Source organism: Cocleimonas flava, assembly GCF_004339015.1.
Lineage (GTDB): Bacteria > Pseudomonadota > Gammaproteobacteria > Thiotrichales > Thiotrichaceae > Cocleimonas > Cocleimonas flava.
The window spans coordinates 879,210-895,485 of sequence record NZ_SMFQ01000004.1; the positions used below are offsets into that span (position 1 = coordinate 879,210).

Consider the following 16,276-nt stretch of genomic DNA (forward strand, 5'->3'; position numbering starts at 1 on the left):
ACACGGGGAGAATTATCTCCCATAGAAGGAAATATGAAAGCCCTAGTAGTTTGTTCGGGCGGCCTCGATTCTGTTACTTTATCCTACAAAGTAGCCAGCGAAGGCACGCTATCATCACTCTTGTCGTTCGATTACGGACAACGCCATCGCAAAGAACTCGACTTTGCCGCACATTGCGCAAAACAGTTAGGCGTAAAACACACCATTATCGATTTAAGTCAGGTTGGCAAACAGCTTACCTCTGCCCTTACCGATGACATCGACGTGCCCGATGGACATTATGCTGAAGAAAGCATGAAAACCACCGTTGTACCTAATAGAAACGCAATTATGATGACGATTGCCTTTGGTTTGGCGTCTTCACAAAATGCAGATACGGTAGCCATGGCGGTGCATGGCGGTGATCATTTTATCTACCCGGATTGTCGCCCAGACTTTATTGAATCGTTTGCAGCGATGCAAAAAATGGCTTTAGACGGCATGTCGGAGATTGAGCTATACACACCTTATTTGCACCTGGATAAAACTGAAATCGCCCGCGATTCAGCAAAATATAGCGTACCTGTGGTTGATACCTGGTCTTGTTACAAAGGACAGGAAAAGCACTGTGGTCGTTGTGGCACCTGCGTTGAGCGCCGCGAGGCATTTCACCTTGCGGGTATTGAAGATCCTACCGAATACGCCGATGCCGATTATTGGCAATCAGTTACATAGCTCTTTATAACAAGAAGAATAGAAGATCATCATGTATACAATAAGCAAACAATTTACTTTCAGCGCCTCGCACCAGCTACTTAACTTGCCTGGCGATCATCCCTGTCACCGACTGCATGGACACAACTATATTGTCGAAATCGAATTGAGATCAGCAACGCTCAACTCAACAGGATTTGTACGAGATTACAATGATCTCGATGCCTTGAAACAATATATAGACGACACGCTTGATCATCGTCATCTCAATGAAGTATTTGGTCACGATGATACAACTGCCGAGAATCTGGCTTATTTCTTATACGATTGGTCAAAAAAACAATGGCCAGAAGTGAGTGCGGTACGCGTCAGTGAGACGCCTAAAACATGGGCCGAATATAGACCATGAGCATTCCATCTATAGTCACCCCCCCACTTTCAGGCACTTTTTCTACAGAATCTGTGAGTAATGATTCCACTGATTTAATCAGTATTTCGGAAATCTTTGGCCCCACGATTCAGGGCGAAGGCGCGTTGATTGGTACTCAAACGATTTTTGTCAGAACGGCGGGTTGTGATTACCGTTGCAGCTGGTGCGATACCGGTTACGCAGTTTTGCCCGAATTTGATAATGACTGGAAAAACATGGATGCCGAATCTGTTTTCAACAAAATAGAATCGCTCAGTAATAAACAAGCCATGTGGATTACGCTATCTGGCGGCAATCCTGCGATGCAAAATCTGGAACCACTGATTAAACTGGGTCAGGCGAAAGGCTATAAGTTTTCCATGGAAACGCAGGGCAGTATTGCAAAACCCTGGTTTGCCTTACTCGATCAATTGACGTTTAGCCCAAAACCACCCTCTTCTGGAATGCGCTTCAAACATAAGGGCCTGCAACGTTGTTTAGACGCTTGTGAAACGCTTGAGATTATAAATAGCCAGACGCATCCCGATGTTTCACTCAAATTTGTTGTGGCAGATCAGGATGATTTACTCTGGGCAAAAGAGATTGCAGAGCAATATCCACAATTGCCTTGTTATGTACAGCCTTGTAATAATAATGCCGATATCAATGTTGATAACCGATCAACTGCTGACGACTTAGAAAACAAGGAAGAAAATTCGCCATACGACCAAAAACAAAAAATGCTTTGGTTGATTGATGCAGTACAATCGTTAAACTGGACTGACGTTCGGGTACTTCCACAATTACACGTTTGGTTAAATGTAGAGTAATTGAATAGTAATAAATAACAGGACTTATAAAAATGAGAATACTACACACCATGCTGCGCGTGGGTAACTTAGAAAAATCCATCGCTTTTTACACAGACGTTTTAGGCATGCAGGAATTACGTCATCAAGATTACCCAGAAGGAGAATTCACCCTTGCTTTTGTGGGTTACGGTGACGAAGCAAATAACACAGTATTAGAACTAACCCATAACTGGGGCGTTGAAAGTTATGATCTGGGTAACGCATACGGCCATATTGCCATTGGTGTCGATGATGTTTACGAAGCCTGTGAAAAAATGAAGCAGTCAGGCGGAAAAGTGATTCGTGATGCTGGCCCAATGAATGCCGGTAGCACCATCATTGCCTTTCTTGAAGATCCTGATGGATATCAAATTGAGTTAATCGGTCGCGAATAAGTTTTACTCACTTGTCATCTCAAGAGCCAAATCAAGTGCCAGCAGAAGTGACACCTCAGCAAAAATCCTTTCTTCTCCTCCAAGGGGTAGCGAGTCCTTTTTTTGCTGAGCTTGAAAAAGCCTTAATCGACGCCGGACATAAAGCACTCAAAATCAATTTTTGTGGTGGTGATTTGCTCGCTGGGCGCTTCTTTTCGACGGCACTCAATCACATCAATTTTCAACAATCACTGGAAGAACTTCCCGAGTTCTATCAAACACTTTTCACAGACCATAATATTACCGATATCGCATTGTTTGGTGATACGCGTCCTGTGCACGTTCCAGCCATTGAATTAGCAAAACAGCAAGGTATCGCTGTTCACGTATTCGAAGAAGGTTATTTCAGACCTAACTGGGTCACCCTGGATGGTAATGGCGTTAACGCTTACTCAAAGGTTTACCAACATTCCGAAAACGAACCAGAATGGTTTCTGCAACACGTTGAACGTAATCCAGACTGGCAAGACAAGAGTGAAAATACTGGCGGTGGTTTAGCCATTCGCGCATGGCACGATATTCGTTATCACCTCGCGAAAACACTGCTCAAGCCGATGTTTCCGAAATACGAAACACACAGACCAGATAGCCCATTACAAGAGTACTGGGGATTTATCAGGCGCATGCCGATGGTTTCGCTGTATTACAAACGCCAGTCTAATCAACAAATCAAAAGGTTAATTGCGAGTAAATCACCATTTTACCTGCTGCCCTTGCAGCTAGAAGCGGATTCTCAAATTAGACTGCATTCTGACTTTACGAGTCTGAAACACGTGATTCAAACAACGCTTGAATCATTCGCCACCAAGGCACCTGAGCATGCCAAACTCGTTATCAAACTGCATCCGCTTGATCCGTGGTTTATCAATTACCCTAAGATCATTGAGTCGCTTTGTAATCAATACCAGATAGGTAAAGACAGAGTCATTTACCTAGAAGCAGGTAACCTGAACGCATTACTCGAACATGCCCAAGGCACTGTGCTGGTGAATAGTACGGTGGGCACATCCGCTTTAGCGGTGGGGTGTCCGGTGATTGCTTTAGGTTCCGCCATTTTTGATATACCTGGCCTAACCTTTCAGGGTGAATTAGATGATTTCTGGGCGAATACCGAAAAACCTGATGCTGAATTGTTCGATGCGTTCAAACAAAGCTATATTGAACACACTCAAATCAACGGCAGTTTCTACAATCAAAAAGGCATTAAAATGGCCGTTGATGCAACGATAAAACGCTTTGCTGAAAATACACCACAGTTACAACCAGACAATAACAACGTTGAGGCCTCTGAAAACGCAGCGGTAACGAACAATAAAATGGATGCCGATCAACTGTTAAGAAGCTCAGGCTAAGCATATGAATAAGAAGACTATCGTCATCACCGGCGCCAGCAGCGGCATAGGATCAGCCATCGCTTTACGCTTGGCAAAACCAGAAAACCGCCTGATTTTACTCGCCAGAAACCAACAGAAACTGGATGCGGTCAATACGCTTTGTAGCAACAAATCTGCAGAAGTGATGACACATTCGATTGATGTCACCGAATACCAAAAGCTTCAGGACTTGATCACAGAAATCGACACCCAATACCCAATCGACCTGATTATCTGTAATGCAGGTGTTACCAATTGCGTCGGAAGAAAAGGCGAAGCTGAAACCTGGGAAGAAATAACCCAAGTCGTGGATACCAACCTGAATGGCGTGCTGGCTACGATTAACCCATTGATTTCGCGAATGCAGGCTCGCAAACAGGGACATATCGCGATCATCAGTTCGCTTGCAGCCTTTTATGGCATGCCCATCACACCTAGCTATTGCGCCAGTAAAGCCGGACTAAAAGGTTATGGCGAAGCAATCCGTGGCTGGTTAAAACACGATGGTATAAAAGTATCGATGGTTTACCCTGGCTTTGTAAAATCAGACTTAAGCGACCAGTTTATCTCTGATAGGCCGTTTATGCTGACGCCAGAAAAAGCCGCGAATATCATCGTTAATGGTATCGAAAAACAAAAACCAAGCATCACCTTCCCATTCCCGCTTAATTTGGGTACGTGGTTTTTAAGTGTGATGCCCGCGCGAATTGCAGACTGGTTTATGAATCTATTATTCGGTGCCGGAAAACGCTGATGCAGGATTTATTGCCCTCGTATTTTCCGACGCTTGCATTAGCGCTGTTGTTAACCATCGCTTTTTCATTTCTACCAGAGCGCTGGGTAAAACCAAAAACACCTAAAATCAATTTCAGAACCGCTTTGCTTCAAGCCTTATTGGTATCGATACTGTTTTTAGCCGTGACCCTCATTGTGCAACGCCCTATTTTTTCGGCATTGGCGGTTTCCATATTTCTAATCATTCTTAGCGGTGTCAGTAACGCAAAATACAAAGCCTTACGCGAGCCTTTGGTTTTCTCGGACATCGCTATGTTTTCACAGGCGTTTAAGCACCCTCGTTTGTATTTCCCTTTTCTAGGGCTGTTACCTGTTATTGCAGCTCCCATTATAATCATTGCTTTGATCATTACGGTGCTTAGTCTGGAACCTGCCATGGCATTTACCGCACAGCGGATTCTAATCAGTATTTTAGCGATCGCAGCGTTTGTTTTTATCGCCCGAAAAATAGCCTTAGGCTTCACACTCACTCAGGAACCAGATCAGGATATCGAGTGTTTAGGCTTACTCAATTCGATTTTTGTCTACGCTATTCAGGCTCGCACACCAGCGCATCAACAGACGATCCAATCTACCTTAGCAGAGTCTCCTTTTAACTCTGCAATTGAAAATATAGATAAAGTAAATAATGAAAAGTCACCCCCCCACTTTGAGGGCGTTTTTTCTAATATAACCGTAATTCAGAGCGAATCCTTTTTTGATGCGCGACGACTGCATGACTCGATCAAACCCGATGTGTTGAAGAACTTCGATAATTGTAATCAACAATCAACCCAGTTCGGAAAACTCAAAGTCCCTGCCTGGGGCGCAAACACCATGCGTACCGAGTTTGCGTTTTTGAGTGGATTGAAGTATCAAGATTTAGGGCTTTATCGTTATTACCCTTATCAGTATTTACACAAAATGCCTATCAGTTCGATTGCCTCTTATCTCAGCGCGCAAGGCTATCGATGCGTGTGTATTCATCCCCACCCTGATTCATTTTTCGGCAGAGACAGAATTTTCCCGCAAATGGGATTTGATGAGTTTATCGACATTAAAGACTTCGATAGCAACAACACCTTTGGGCCTTATATTTCGGATCAGGCAGTGACTGATAAAATATTGGAAATCACGCATCAACACGAAACAAATAAGCCTGATCAGCCCTTATTTATATTCGCCATAACCATGGAAAACCATGGACCTCTGCATTTGGAAAAAACCACCGCAGAAGAGCAACACAGTTATTTTGAGAAAAAACCGTTAACAGCCGCTAACGATTTAACGGTCTATCTTAGGCATCTACAAAACGCAGATAAGATGATCGCAGAGTTAACCCACGCCTATTCCCAATCAAAAAAACCACAGGCTTTATGCTTTTACGGAGATCACATCCCGAGTATGCCGAATATCTACCAGCAGCTTGATTATGACGAGGAAGAGTCTGATTATTTTATTTGGCAGAATGCTCAATCTAAAATATCAGATCCAATGAAAAGCCAAACGGAACAGATGATATCTGCAGATTCGTTGGCTAAAACACTACTTACTGTTACGGGTAATCTGTCGTTAAATTCAACGGAAAAGTAGCGCTAAAAACGTTATTGAAGCGCAAAAACCAACTTAAATTGTTCAAACTAAAGACTAATGATCTGATTTTTCTCTGAATCAGTTATTTGTATCCGCTATGAGTATTACTTAAAATGAACTAAACTATAAAGTTAATCAAAGTAAATAATAACCCCTGAGTTCACTCATACTAAAAACACCCAAACTAATTATGAATAAAAACGATATCAAAGAAGCAGGCTTAAAGATCACTCAGCCTCGCGTACAAATTCTGAAAATTCTGGAAACCTCTAAAGAAAAACACTTCAGTGCGGAAGATTTATATCAATTACTTCGTGAGGAAGATTCCAAGATTGGTTTAGCCACCATCTACCGGGTTCTGACCCAGTTCGAAACCGCTGGCTTAGTTATTCGCCATAATTTTGAAGGTGGACAAGCTGTTTTTGAACTTGATAAGGGTGAACACCACGATCATATTGTCGACATGAAAAACGGTAAAATCATTGAGTTTCATGATGAGATTATCGAACAACGTCAAATAGAAATCGCGAAAGAGCACGGTTATAAGCTACTGGATCATTCATTGATTTTGTACGCAGAGCCTGAGTAAACAAGCGTTTACGGCTTATTATTTCTACATTAAAAAAAGTTAATAGGAATAATACTCACTATTAAACAAGTGTTATTGCAAATCATTCTTATTTGCAATAACATCCACTCCATCATTAATTAAACGTTATGTTTTGGAGTACCTCATGAAAAAAATCGTTAGCGTCGTTTCACTTTTGGCTTGCACCTTGGCAGCGCCAACAATCAGCTATGCGGCTGACGAAGTGAACCTCTATTCTGCGAGAAAAGAAAACCTCATCAAGCCTTTACTGGACAACTTCACCAAAGAAACCGGCATAAAAGTTAATCTGGTCACGGCAAAAGCAGGACCTTTATTAAAGCGTCTGGAAACAGAAGGCGCGAATAGCCCTGCTGATCTATTCATCACGGTTGATGCAGGTCGCTTGCACAAAGCCAAAGAAGCCGGTGTTTTACAAGCAACAACATCTGTTGCTTTGAATGAAGCAATCCCTGCTGAGTATCGTGACCCTGAAGGTTTCTGGTATGGCCTGTCATTACGCGCACGCCCTATTTTCTATGTAAAAAGCAAAGTGAAGCCTGAAGAATTATCTACCTATGAAGCACTGGCAGATGACAAATGGAAAGACCGCATCTGTATCAGAAGCTCTGAAAACATTTACAATCAGTCACTTGTTGCTTCCATGATTGCCAATATCGGCGAAGAGAAAACTCAGGCATGGGCAGACAAGCTTGTGAAAAATCTAGCGCGTAAACCAAAAGGTGGTGACCGTGATCAGATTAAAGCAGCAGCTGCGGGTGAATGTGATCTTGCTATAGCAAACACCTATTACTACGGAAAAATGTTGCACGGCAAAGACGAAAGCCAACAGAAAGCAGCTAACGCAGTGGCTATTTACTGGCCAAACCAGGCTGACCGTGGAGCTCACGTGAATGTCAGTGGTATTGCGATGACTAAAGCCGCTAAAAACAAAGCGAATGCACAGAAGTTGATGGAATTCTTAACCACTAAAGATTCTCAGAAATGGTATGCAGAAGTGAATTATGAATATCCGGTACTCACCTCAGCAGACTGGAGTGAAACACTGTCTTCCTGGGGCAAGTTTAAAGCTGATTCTCTAAATCTTTCTCAGCTAGGCGAAAAGAACGCCGATGCCGTTAAGGTGATGGATAAAGCTGGCTGGAAATAAATTTCAAAAAACAGCCTGTAAGTGGGGAGGTGGCTTTTTAAGTCACCTCCCTTTTTTTTGCGCTGATTTTCTGTATTCAAGTTTAGCTAATCGCTATTTTTTCATTGAAATGTGATTAGTGATATTCAGCTTTTGTATTATTTTGGTGCGTATTTATCTGTGAACTTATCCTTGTACTGATCCGCGTATCTAAGGCCTTCATAATCCTTTGTTGTGCTTTTGATGAGCCTGCACTGCTCAAATGATCTTCATCGATATATAACACATCCGAACCATCCAGCACCCAGCCTTGATCTCCCTTCATATAAATATCAGCGATTTCAATTAATTCACAGTAGTTACAAGCATCGACAATGTCTCTTACCGACTTTCGTCCGTACTGATACAACGCAGAATTTACAAAAGGCACATACTGCTTCTCGCCCTCACGTGGTTTCATTCCATAATGAGAGAGAAATTGAGTGGCATTTTTATCCCCATAAAACAGCTCTGGCGGTTGCTCGATTAAAAACACCTTTGCGCCAATCTCCCCCAGAAATTTAATTAAATCATGCGTGCTTTCTACACTTTCCAGATTTGACCAACTCTGGGTAATAATGACGGTTTCAGGCTTCCATTTTTTCAGGTATTTTAAGCGTGCCTCATCGTAATCACGTTTTTCTTCTGCCGTGAAAAAGATTGTTCTGTCACCCAAAGTAACGGGAATCTTAAAAAACGTTGGCGTTCCATCAGCCGCATAAAAATCTATGGTTTTATTCAATTGTTTAGCAATTTGGTCCAGGGTGCTTGCCCACATTAATGCATGCGAATCTCCCAGTACAACGATTTCAGGTGAGTCCTTACCATAATGCTTTACCACCCCTCCTTCTTTGTAGGCTTGCCAGTTTCTTCCTTTATTGTCAGATACCTTAATCCCCTGCATTTTCCTTTTGGTGGTATCCAGAATTTCTTTGCTGGGGCTGCTGTTGTAAAGCTCACCATCCCATTGCGTCTGGCTATACATGGAAATATCTTCTGCATAATCTGAATGCGTCAGGGTGTAAGAATAGATAACCCCAAGCACCAGAACAGTCAGCACGACTGGGACTGTTTTCTTATTCTTACGGGTAGGCTTTTCAATCAGGTGGTAAGAAATAACCGATAAAACCATCATCAACCCGAAAAGTAAATAAATCGAATATTCGGTTTGTGTCTTCAAGCTTAAGTTCTTTGATAACACCAATATGGGCCAGTGCCACAGATACAATGAATAGGAAATTTTACCGACATACACCACCGCTGGAATTGATAGCACTTTATTCACCAGTGTATGACTACCGCTGGCAAAAACAATGATTAAACCTGCGCCAATAACGGGAAGAATCAGCAGCGGTGATATGCCATCGTGACCATCGATGAAGAAATACGATAGTGCGACAACGCATAAACCAACAAGAGACAAAACCTGCAAGGTGCTACTTTTTTTACGCTGGAAAAACGCTGGGTATTTATACACTGCAATCGCTAAAAATGCGCCGACACCTAACTCCCACGCTCTTGTCGGTAGCAGATAAAAAGTCGCATCTGGATGATTTTTAGTGCCATAAATAAACAGCAACGCGCTTAACACACAAAGCACCAAAACCAAGGGCGCGAGCCAGTTTCTAAAGTACTTAAGCGCAATAAAAATAAATAGCGGAAAGATCAGATAGAACTGTTCTTCTACTGACAAAGACCAGGTATGCAATAACGGTGAATTCTCCGCGGCATAACCCCAGTAATTACCCGCGGTCAGCCATTGGCTAATATTGGCGAAAGATAATAAGGAGGCAATCCCCTGTTTACCTAGATAATAAATATCTGGCGCATAGAGTAAGAATTGGCTGGCGATGAGTGTAACGAGAACGATTACCACCAAAACCGGAAGAATGCGTCTGATGCGACGCAACCAGAAGTCGCTGAAACTGAAAACGCCCTGATCGTAATCTTTTAATAAAATGCTGGTGATTAAAAAGCCTGAAATAACGAAAAATACATCAACGCCAATATACCCACCCGGAATCCAGTCTAAACCAAAATGAAACAGGATAACGGGAATAACAGCAAAGGCTCTGAGACCATCAATTTCTGGTCGGTAAGATAGAGAAGTACTAGGCATTATTTGAAGTCTTTGCTGTAAACGATGGAGTATATTTTGAGAAAATGTCAAAGAATGTGTACAAAATGTAAATTTATGTAAAGGAAAACCATTGGTAATTTAAACACAGCCTTTCGTTCAAATGATTACCTCCACCCCCCTACTTTCAGGCCTTTTTTACCCGTTTTCTATCTGCCGACTTTACTATTAATCTGGCCTTGAGATATCCACATAAATCAATTTTAGCCTGAGTATTTTATCGAGCAGATTGTTTAACCAGTCATTTTTTAAAATGCACACTCATAAAAAAAGCCAGATAATTAATCTGGCTTTTTTTATGTCAACGTACGTTCAATGTGTCACGGTTTTAATGACTTAAACGTTAGAACGGCTTTGACTTTAGAATAGTTTAAACATTAGAAAGGCTTAACTACGACCATAATTAAAATAACAATCGTCAAAATCAACGGTAACTCATTCATCCAGCGATAAAAGACACCACTGTGATCAAGGTGTCCCTGCTGCATTTCTTTCATGCGCAAGCGACACCAAAAGTGATACGCCATCATCAAACCCACAAACAATAACTTCACGTGCAACCAGCCACCCGCAAAACCGTAAGCCAGCCATAGCCACGTTCCCGTGACTAAAGTAATCACCATCATGATTGTCATAAAGCCATACAGCTTGCGCGCCATAATCTCTAATCGATCAACATCCTGCCCTGCCTCTTTACCTTCGACAAAATGCACAAAGATGCGTGGCAGATAAAATATGCCAGCCATCCATGACATCACGAATAAAATATGAAACGCTTTTAACCACAACATAGTAAAACTACCTTTAAGATGAGCACTAATAATACACTCTATCCGCAACAGCTGATAATATTGGGAGTTATATTATTGACATATATAAAGAAAAAAGATGTAACTCAACCATTGTACATCGACGATTTCTTATGGAATCTACGATGGACTTTCTTGATTCTTGGTGAGTCTAAGAAAGTCACCCCCCTACTTATAGGATGTTTTTTTTATGGGAAGAACACCCACGATTTTTGGCGCTTTAAAATATGACTGAACAAACCATCTTCTGGCACGATTATGAAACCTGGGGTGTTGATCCACGACGTGATCGCGCTTCGCAGTTTGCGGGTATCCGCACCAATTTAGATCTGGAAGTTGTCGGTGAGCCAGTAATGTTTTACTGCAAACCCACGCATGATTTTCTGCCACACCCTGATGCCGTTCGCGTCACCGGTATTGCCCCGCAATTAGCCTTTGAAAAAGGGTATATCGAAGCCGAATTTTTTGGTCGAATTAACGAAATATTCTCACAACCCGGCACCTGTGGTGCTGGCTACAACAGTATTCGTTTTGATGATGAAGTCACGCGCTTTGGTTTCTATCGTAACTTTATCGACCCCTATGCACGCGAATGGCAAAACGGCAATAACCGCTGGGATATTTTAGATTTAGTCCGCATGACTTATGCACTGCGACCTGAAGGCATCAACTGGCCAGATCGCGAAGGCGAAGAAGGCGTACCCAGTTTTCGTTTAGAACACTTAACCGCCGCCAACGATATCGAACAAGCTGGTGCGCACGATGCCTTAGTCGACGTGAAAGCCACCATCGATATCGCGCGCCTGATCAAAACCAAACAACCACGTTTGTACGATTACTTTTTTGATCTACGCATCAAAAACAATGTAGCACCGTTACTCAATACCACGGTCGAAATGGCACAACGTAAAACCATGTTGCACGTAAGCGGCATGTTCCCCGCCACTCAAGGCTGTCTCTCACCCATCGTGCCGTTGATTGTGCATCCCGTAAATAAAAACGAAATCATCTGTTACGACCTGCGTCACGACCCTAGCGCTATGTTAGACATGAGCGTTGATCAGATCATCGAAAACCTTTATAAGCCAAGAGCCGAACGCGATGAAAATCATCAGCACATCGCGCTAAAAGGTATTCACATCAATAAGTCACCAGCAATTTCACCGACGAATACACTCACGCCCGAACTTGCAGAACGCTGGGAAATAGACTGGGATCAAATCGAAGCACACAAACAACAGTTGATTGCCGATGACACACTCATCCGACGTTTGGAAGAAATGTACAGCCGCAAACGTGAGCAGAAAGTATCAGACGCCGACTCTGCACTCTACGGTGGTTTTATCAGCAATGACGACCGCAAACTGTGTAATATGGTATTAACCTCATCACCCGAAAAGCTCAGCAACTGGACACCCGAATTCAAATCGAGCCGACTGCAAACACTCTACCCCAGATACCGCGCCAGAAACTGGCCTGAGACTCTCGATGAAAAAGAGCAAAAGCAATGGCAAGCATTCTGTCAGGCTAAAATAATCGACGGTGAATATGATTGCACCCTAACCGCCGAACAACTTCAAGCTAGTCTAGAAGAATTAGCCCACGAAGAATTGTCGGAACGCGATCAGGCATCGTTGACCAAACTGGTGGAATGGGTGCAGACCTTTGTATGAAGGCTATGTATTAAGGCTTAACAGAATTACTGAATACTGAGCCTTTTATTAACTGTCATTTTAAAAATGAGACGAGATAAAGTTAGACTGTCACACCGAATAGTTTACCCACGGCCGCCGTTATTGCCATTGCGAGCGCGCCCCAGAAAGTGACCCTAATGGCACCGACAGCTATTGAAGCACCACCCACTTTTGCCGCGATGGCACCCAGCATAGCCAGAAACACCAAAGAAAAAATCGCGACTAACAGCACTAATTGATCTCCGGGTTTAATCCATGCAATCAGCAATGGCAAAGCAGCGCCAATAGTAAAGGTTGCCGCGGAAGAAATGGCTGCTTGAATAGGTCGGGCTTTATTATCTTTAGAAATTCCAATTTCATCTCTCGCATGCGCACCCAACGCATCCTTAGCCATCAATTGATCTGCCACTTTTTTTGCTAAAACAGGTTCGATACCCCGCTTTTCATAAATCTGTGCGAGCTCGGTTTTCTCTGATTCAAAATTTAGTGCTAAGGATTTCTTTTCGATGGCAAGATCTGCTTTTTCAGTATCTGCCTGTGAACTGACAGAAACATACTCACCTGCTGCCATCGACATTGCACCGGCAACCAAACCAGCGACACCAGCAAGTAGAATACCATCGTGCGACGAGCTTGCTGACGCTACTCCAATGATCAAACTGGATGTAGAGACGATACCATCATTTGCACCCAAAACTGCGGCACGCAACCAGCCTATGCGATTCGATCGATGTGTTTCAGCATGAATCATGTATTCCTCATTGTTTTGTGCTGTGAGTTCTAGTGCAGATAATGTTTTATAATTGATTTTTTAACGGATCAATCTAAACAATAAATAGAGTATATATTCATACTAGCACGCATAAAGCTTAGCTGATGAGAAGCAACCCCTTTCCTTGTTTCTCGTCAATTTCCAACTAGATTTTATTGTCGCTACTTGCCAACAAAAAATAATTTTTTATGCATTTTATTTCTATTACATAGAGGATATTCTTTAATGCTAACTGGCGCTATACTCGAATAGAATAATAAGGTCACCCCCCTACTTATAGGGCTTTTTTTCGCCAATTTAGGGATGTAATTTCACTTCAATACTATCTCCACTTCGCTGTAATCGACGTGATAAATAGAATTCAGTGTTTAACTGTTTTATGAGTAAATTCAAGCCATGACAACTACCGTATTTTTCGCTGTCATTCTCGCAGCATTACTTCACGCCGTATGGAATGCAATCGTAAAAGGCGGGAATGACAAACGACTGAATATGGCGGCGGTGGTGATGGGCAGCATCCCCATTTCGCTGGTCGTGTTAGCCATCTTCCCTTTTCCCGCAGTTGAAAGTTGGGGCTATATCATCGCCAGTATTGCGGTGCAAATCGCCTATCACTTCATCTTACTCTACGCCTACGAAACCGGCGACCTGACTCAGGTCTATCCTATTGCGCGTGGTTCTGGACCATTGATTGTCGCGATGTTCTCTATATTCTTTCTAGGGGAACAATTCAGCCTGTTACAAATACTTGCCATCACCATGATCGTTCTGGGGATTCTAGTCACCGCAATCGGCAAACAATCGAATGGCAAACGTAATTTCCAGGCCGCTAAATTAGCGCTAATCACGGGCTGTTGTATCGCTGGTTATTCCATTATCGACGCCTTGGGCGCCAAACTCGCCAACAATGCATTCAGCTATTACGCCATCATCGCACTCAGTTATGGATTAATCTTCCCGGTACTTGCCGAACGCCAATCACCCGGCCTCATCAAACGCATTCCTAAAGAAGCGAAAGCCGCTTTTTTTATCGGCGGCAATGCCACCTTTTTCGCCTACGCAATTATCGTCTGGGCATTTACTCAGGCTCCGGTCGCCTTGGTCACCGCCCTGCGCGAAACCAGTATCAGCTTTGCTTTAATCATCGGCGTATTCTTTCTGAAAGAAGAATTTAACTGGCTCAAAGTCGTAGTAGTTAGCATGACTGTGATGGGTGCGGTTTTATTGAAATTATCGGCTTAGCTAGAATTTAGATGGCAGCCCCCCCACTTACAGCGGTTTTTTATAGTCAGTTTCTAAAACCTGACATAATACAAAAATGAAAACACTCGACATACTCTTCAAAACACTTCCGCAAAAAGGCAAAGTCACATGGATAGGCGTACGCCCCGAACGACGGGCGGAAATGCTAGTTGTCGATGCGGTCGAAGCTAAAACACAACATGGTTTAACAGGTGATCGTTACGCAGGCAGATCAGGCAATCGACAAGTCACCCTAATCCAGACAGAACACCTACCCGTAATCGCCTCAACACTCGGTTTAGAATCCGTAGACCCTGCTCTATTACGCCGCAATATCTGCATCAGCGGCATCAATCTACTCGCACTCAAAGACAAACAATTCCAGATCGGCGAAGTGATACTCGAATACACAGGACTCTGTCACCCTTGTTCGTTTATGGAAGAAACGTTTGGCCCCGGCGGTTATAACGCAGTACGCGGACATGGAGGGATAAATGCGCGAGTGATTCAATCGGGGATTATGCGGATGGGTGATGAAGTTAGTGCGGTTTTAAAGGTTTAGGTCACCCCCCTACTTATAGGCGCTTTTTTAATCAGATCGCCTAATAAAAGCAACCCTTGCTACAACCACCTCTCGGATCAATTCTTGATCTGTCGAGACGATTTATTCTTCCTAGCGGCGTAAAAAGTCGACTTTCAGGCACTTATTATATTCAAGCGATATTTTTTCAATTCCCACTCAATCAAGCCGAGCAACGCAGGAAATTGGCGAATAAGGTTTTAGCTGTTTGAGCGACCTTGGGAGCGAGTTCTAAAACCTCGTCAATTTTCGAGTAGCGAGGGAACCGTTTACGGCTTGTTTGTTGAGCAGATTTTTTTGGTTCGTTTTTTGTCTGTTCAAAAAAATGAACTCGTAGCCAGTAACCAAAGCCCGAAGAGAATCAAAAAGCCTCAAAGCTACGAAAAAGAGACTCTGATTCAACATTGGTAAATACCGTTAGAGAACCTAACGATGATGATAAAAAGGTCACCCCCCTACTTTAAGGCACTTTTTAAACAGATCATGTAAATAACATCATCCCCTGTGGCAACCACCTCTCGGATCAATTCTTGTTCTGTCGAGACGATATATTCGCCCTGGCGTCGGAATAAATCGACGTTAAGGCATTTTTTAAAAAATCACCTGATAACCGCGCTCTAATCATTCTAATGAAAAAATCAAAAAACAATCTCGCTTCTAGACTTGACTAAAACCACACTATATCCGAATATACGGATATCCATATATAAAGAATTGCAACCATGAAAGAACCTTTACAGTTTTTCAAATGCTTATCTGACATTACGCGATTAAACGCCACACTCCTCATTTTTGTTGAGGGCGAACTCTGCGTTTGTGAGTTGGTGGAAGCACTCAACGATAGCCAGCCAAAAATTTCCCGACATCTCTCTCAACTCCGCGCCTGCGGCATTCTCGATGATGTAAGACGAGGACAATGGGTATTTTATTCGATATCAAAGAACCTTCCCGAGTGGGCGACAGAAATATTAGAAACGACGAGTCGCACCAATAAAGAGTCTTTGCAGGTTCTACAAACAAGTTTGAAGGCGATGGAAAATCGTCCTCAATGTTGTTAATTCTTAATACTCATTTTTATGAATGATTTTTTACATAAACATACAAAGCGAAAGATCATGATCAACATTGAATGATCTGTTA

At 42.8% G+C, this 16,276-nt stretch carries 16 protein-coding genes; 13 read left to right on the plus strand and 3 right to left on the minus strand.

The features are described from left to right. Positions 1-33 precede the first annotated feature (33 nt). The 9 genes from queC (at position 34) to EV695_RS15740 (ending at position 7,884) form a co-directional block, all read left to right on the plus strand. Positions 34-714: a 7-cyano-7-deazaguanine synthase QueC gene (queC, locus tag EV695_RS15700; RefSeq protein WP_131906912.1), complete on the plus strand. Its 681-nt coding sequence runs from the start codon at positions 34-36 to the stop codon at positions 712-714. A 31-nt stretch (positions 715-745) separates the two neighbouring features. Continuing rightward, positions 746-1,102 (plus strand): 6-carboxytetrahydropterin synthase QueD, encoded by a 357-nt coding sequence (queD, locus tag EV695_RS15705; protein WP_131906913.1) that lies wholly within the window; start codon positions 746-748, stop codon positions 1,100-1,102. Next, complete coding sequence (gene queE, locus EV695_RS15710; RefSeq protein ID WP_131906914.1) at positions 1,099-1,932, plus strand: 7-carboxy-7-deazaguanine synthase QueE; 834 nt, start codon at positions 1,099-1,101, stop codon at positions 1,930-1,932. The genes queD and queE overlap by 4 nt, the downstream gene beginning before the upstream one ends. A 32-nt stretch (positions 1,933-1,964) precedes the next feature. Further along, on the plus strand, positions 1,965-2,348 hold the full coding sequence (gloA, locus tag EV695_RS15715; RefSeq protein ID WP_131906915.1) for a lactoylglutathione lyase: 384 nt from the start codon (positions 1,965-1,967) through the stop codon (positions 2,346-2,348). A gap of 35 nt (positions 2,349-2,383) precedes the next feature. Further along, complete coding sequence (locus EV695_RS15720; protein ID WP_165874733.1) at positions 2,384-3,739, plus strand: capsule biosynthesis protein; 1,356 nt, start codon at positions 2,384-2,386, stop codon at positions 3,737-3,739. A gap of 4 nt (positions 3,740-3,743) precedes the next feature. Then, complete coding sequence (locus EV695_RS15725; RefSeq protein ID WP_131906917.1) at positions 3,744-4,514, plus strand: SDR family NAD(P)-dependent oxidoreductase; 771 nt, start codon at positions 3,744-3,746, stop codon at positions 4,512-4,514. Then, complete coding sequence (locus EV695_RS15730; RefSeq protein ID WP_131906918.1) at positions 4,514-6,127, plus strand: LTA synthase family protein; 1,614 nt, start codon at positions 4,514-4,516, stop codon at positions 6,125-6,127. The genes EV695_RS15725 and EV695_RS15730 overlap by 1 nt, the downstream gene beginning before the upstream one ends. Positions 6,128-6,317: 190 nt before the next feature. After that, on the plus strand, positions 6,318-6,716 hold the full coding sequence (fur, locus tag EV695_RS15735; RefSeq protein ID WP_131906919.1) for a ferric iron uptake transcriptional regulator: 399 nt from the start codon (positions 6,318-6,320) through the stop codon (positions 6,714-6,716). 145 nt (positions 6,717-6,861) lie between these two features. Further along, entirely contained in the window at positions 6,862-7,884 is a 1,023-nt protein-coding gene (locus EV695_RS15740) for a Fe(3+) ABC transporter substrate-binding protein (protein WP_131906920.1), read from the plus strand. 115 nt (positions 7,885-7,999) lie between these two features. Here EV695_RS15740 and EV695_RS15745 read toward each other — a convergent pair whose 3' ends face one another. Together EV695_RS15745 and EV695_RS15750 are read right to left on the minus strand one after the other, a co-directional pair. Further along, positions 8,000-10,021: an acyltransferase family protein gene (locus tag EV695_RS15745; protein ID WP_131906921.1), complete on the minus strand. Its 2,022-nt coding sequence runs from the start codon at positions 10,019-10,021 to the stop codon at positions 8,000-8,002. Between the two features lie 395 nt (positions 10,022-10,416). Beyond that, the gene (locus EV695_RS15750; RefSeq protein ID WP_131906922.1) at positions 10,417-10,830 is read right to left on the minus strand and encodes a CopD family protein; all 414 of its coding nucleotides are present in this window, start codon (positions 10,828-10,830) and stop codon (positions 10,417-10,419) included. Positions 10,831-11,075: 245 nt separating this feature from the next. Here EV695_RS15750 and sbcB point away from each other — a divergent pair, with 245 nt between their 5' ends. Continuing rightward, positions 11,076-12,521 (plus strand): exodeoxyribonuclease I, encoded by a 1,446-nt coding sequence (gene sbcB / locus EV695_RS15755; protein WP_131906923.1) that lies wholly within the window; start codon positions 11,076-11,078, stop codon positions 12,519-12,521. A gap of 82 nt (positions 12,522-12,603) precedes the next feature. Here sbcB and EV695_RS15760 read toward each other — a convergent pair whose 3' ends face one another. Continuing rightward, positions 12,604-13,293: a VIT1/CCC1 transporter family protein gene (locus EV695_RS15760; RefSeq protein WP_131906924.1), complete on the minus strand. Its 690-nt coding sequence runs from the start codon at positions 13,291-13,293 to the stop codon at positions 12,604-12,606. Between the two features lie 417 nt (positions 13,294-13,710). On the opposite strand from EV695_RS15760, the gene EV695_RS15765 reads away from it, so the two are divergent. From EV695_RS15765 to EV695_RS15775, 3 genes are all read left to right on the plus strand, one after another. Next, positions 13,711-14,556 carry a DMT family transporter gene (locus EV695_RS15765; RefSeq protein ID WP_131906925.1) on the plus strand — a complete coding sequence of 282 codons (846 nt, stop codon included), beginning with the start codon at positions 13,711-13,713 and terminating at the stop codon, positions 14,554-14,556. 76 nt (positions 14,557-14,632) lie between these two features. Continuing rightward, positions 14,633-15,118, plus strand: a complete 486-nt coding sequence (locus tag EV695_RS15770; RefSeq protein WP_131906926.1) for an MOSC domain-containing protein — start codon at positions 14,633-14,635, stop codon at positions 15,116-15,118. A 740-nt stretch (positions 15,119-15,858) separates the two neighbouring features. After that, positions 15,859-16,194 carry a metalloregulator ArsR/SmtB family transcription factor gene (locus EV695_RS15775; RefSeq protein ID WP_131906927.1) on the plus strand — a complete coding sequence of 112 codons (336 nt, stop codon included), beginning with the start codon at positions 15,859-15,861 and terminating at the stop codon, positions 16,192-16,194. The last annotated feature ends 82 nt before the right edge of the window (positions 16,195-16,276 follow it).

Bases quoted from the DNA above. Each gene is read 5' to 3' on its own strand.
- queC (WP_131906912.1), top strand. From the start codon at position 34: ATGAAAGCCCTAGTAGTTTGTTCGGGCGGCCTCGATTCTGTTACTTTA.
- queD (WP_131906913.1), top strand. From the start codon at position 746: ATGTATACAATAAGCAAACAATTTACTTTCAGCGCCTCGCACCAGCTA.
- queE (WP_131906914.1), top strand. From the start codon at position 1,099: ATGAGCATTCCATCTATAGTCACCCCCCCACTTTCAGGCACTTTTTCT.
- gloA (WP_131906915.1), top strand. From the start codon at position 1,965: ATGAGAATACTACACACCATGCTGCGCGTGGGTAACTTAGAAAAATCC.
- EV695_RS15725 (WP_131906917.1), top strand. From the start codon at position 3,744: ATGAATAAGAAGACTATCGTCATCACCGGCGCCAGCAGCGGCATAGGA.
- EV695_RS15730 (WP_131906918.1), top strand. From the start codon at position 4,514: ATGCAGGATTTATTGCCCTCGTATTTTCCGACGCTTGCATTAGCGCTG.
- fur (WP_131906919.1), top strand. From the start codon at position 6,318: ATGAATAAAAACGATATCAAAGAAGCAGGCTTAAAGATCACTCAGCCT.
- EV695_RS15740 (WP_131906920.1), top strand. From the start codon at position 6,862: ATGAAAAAAATCGTTAGCGTCGTTTCACTTTTGGCTTGCACCTTGGCA.
- EV695_RS15745 (WP_131906921.1), bottom strand. From the start codon at position 10,021: ATGCCTAGTACTTCTCTATCTTACCGACCAGAAATTGATGGTCTCAGA.
- EV695_RS15750 (WP_131906922.1), bottom strand. From the start codon at position 10,830: ATGTTGTGGTTAAAAGCGTTTCATATTTTATTCGTGATGTCATGGATG.
- sbcB (WP_131906923.1), top strand. From the start codon at position 11,076: ATGACTGAACAAACCATCTTCTGGCACGATTATGAAACCTGGGGTGTT.
- EV695_RS15760 (WP_131906924.1), bottom strand. From the start codon at position 13,293: ATGATTCATGCTGAAACACATCGATCGAATCGCATAGGCTGGTTGCGT.
- EV695_RS15765 (WP_131906925.1), top strand. From the start codon at position 13,711: ATGACAACTACCGTATTTTTCGCTGTCATTCTCGCAGCATTACTTCAC.
- EV695_RS15770 (WP_131906926.1), top strand. From the start codon at position 14,633: ATGAAAACACTCGACATACTCTTCAAAACACTTCCGCAAAAAGGCAAA.
- EV695_RS15775 (WP_131906927.1), top strand. From the start codon at position 15,859: ATGAAAGAACCTTTACAGTTTTTCAAATGCTTATCTGACATTACGCGA.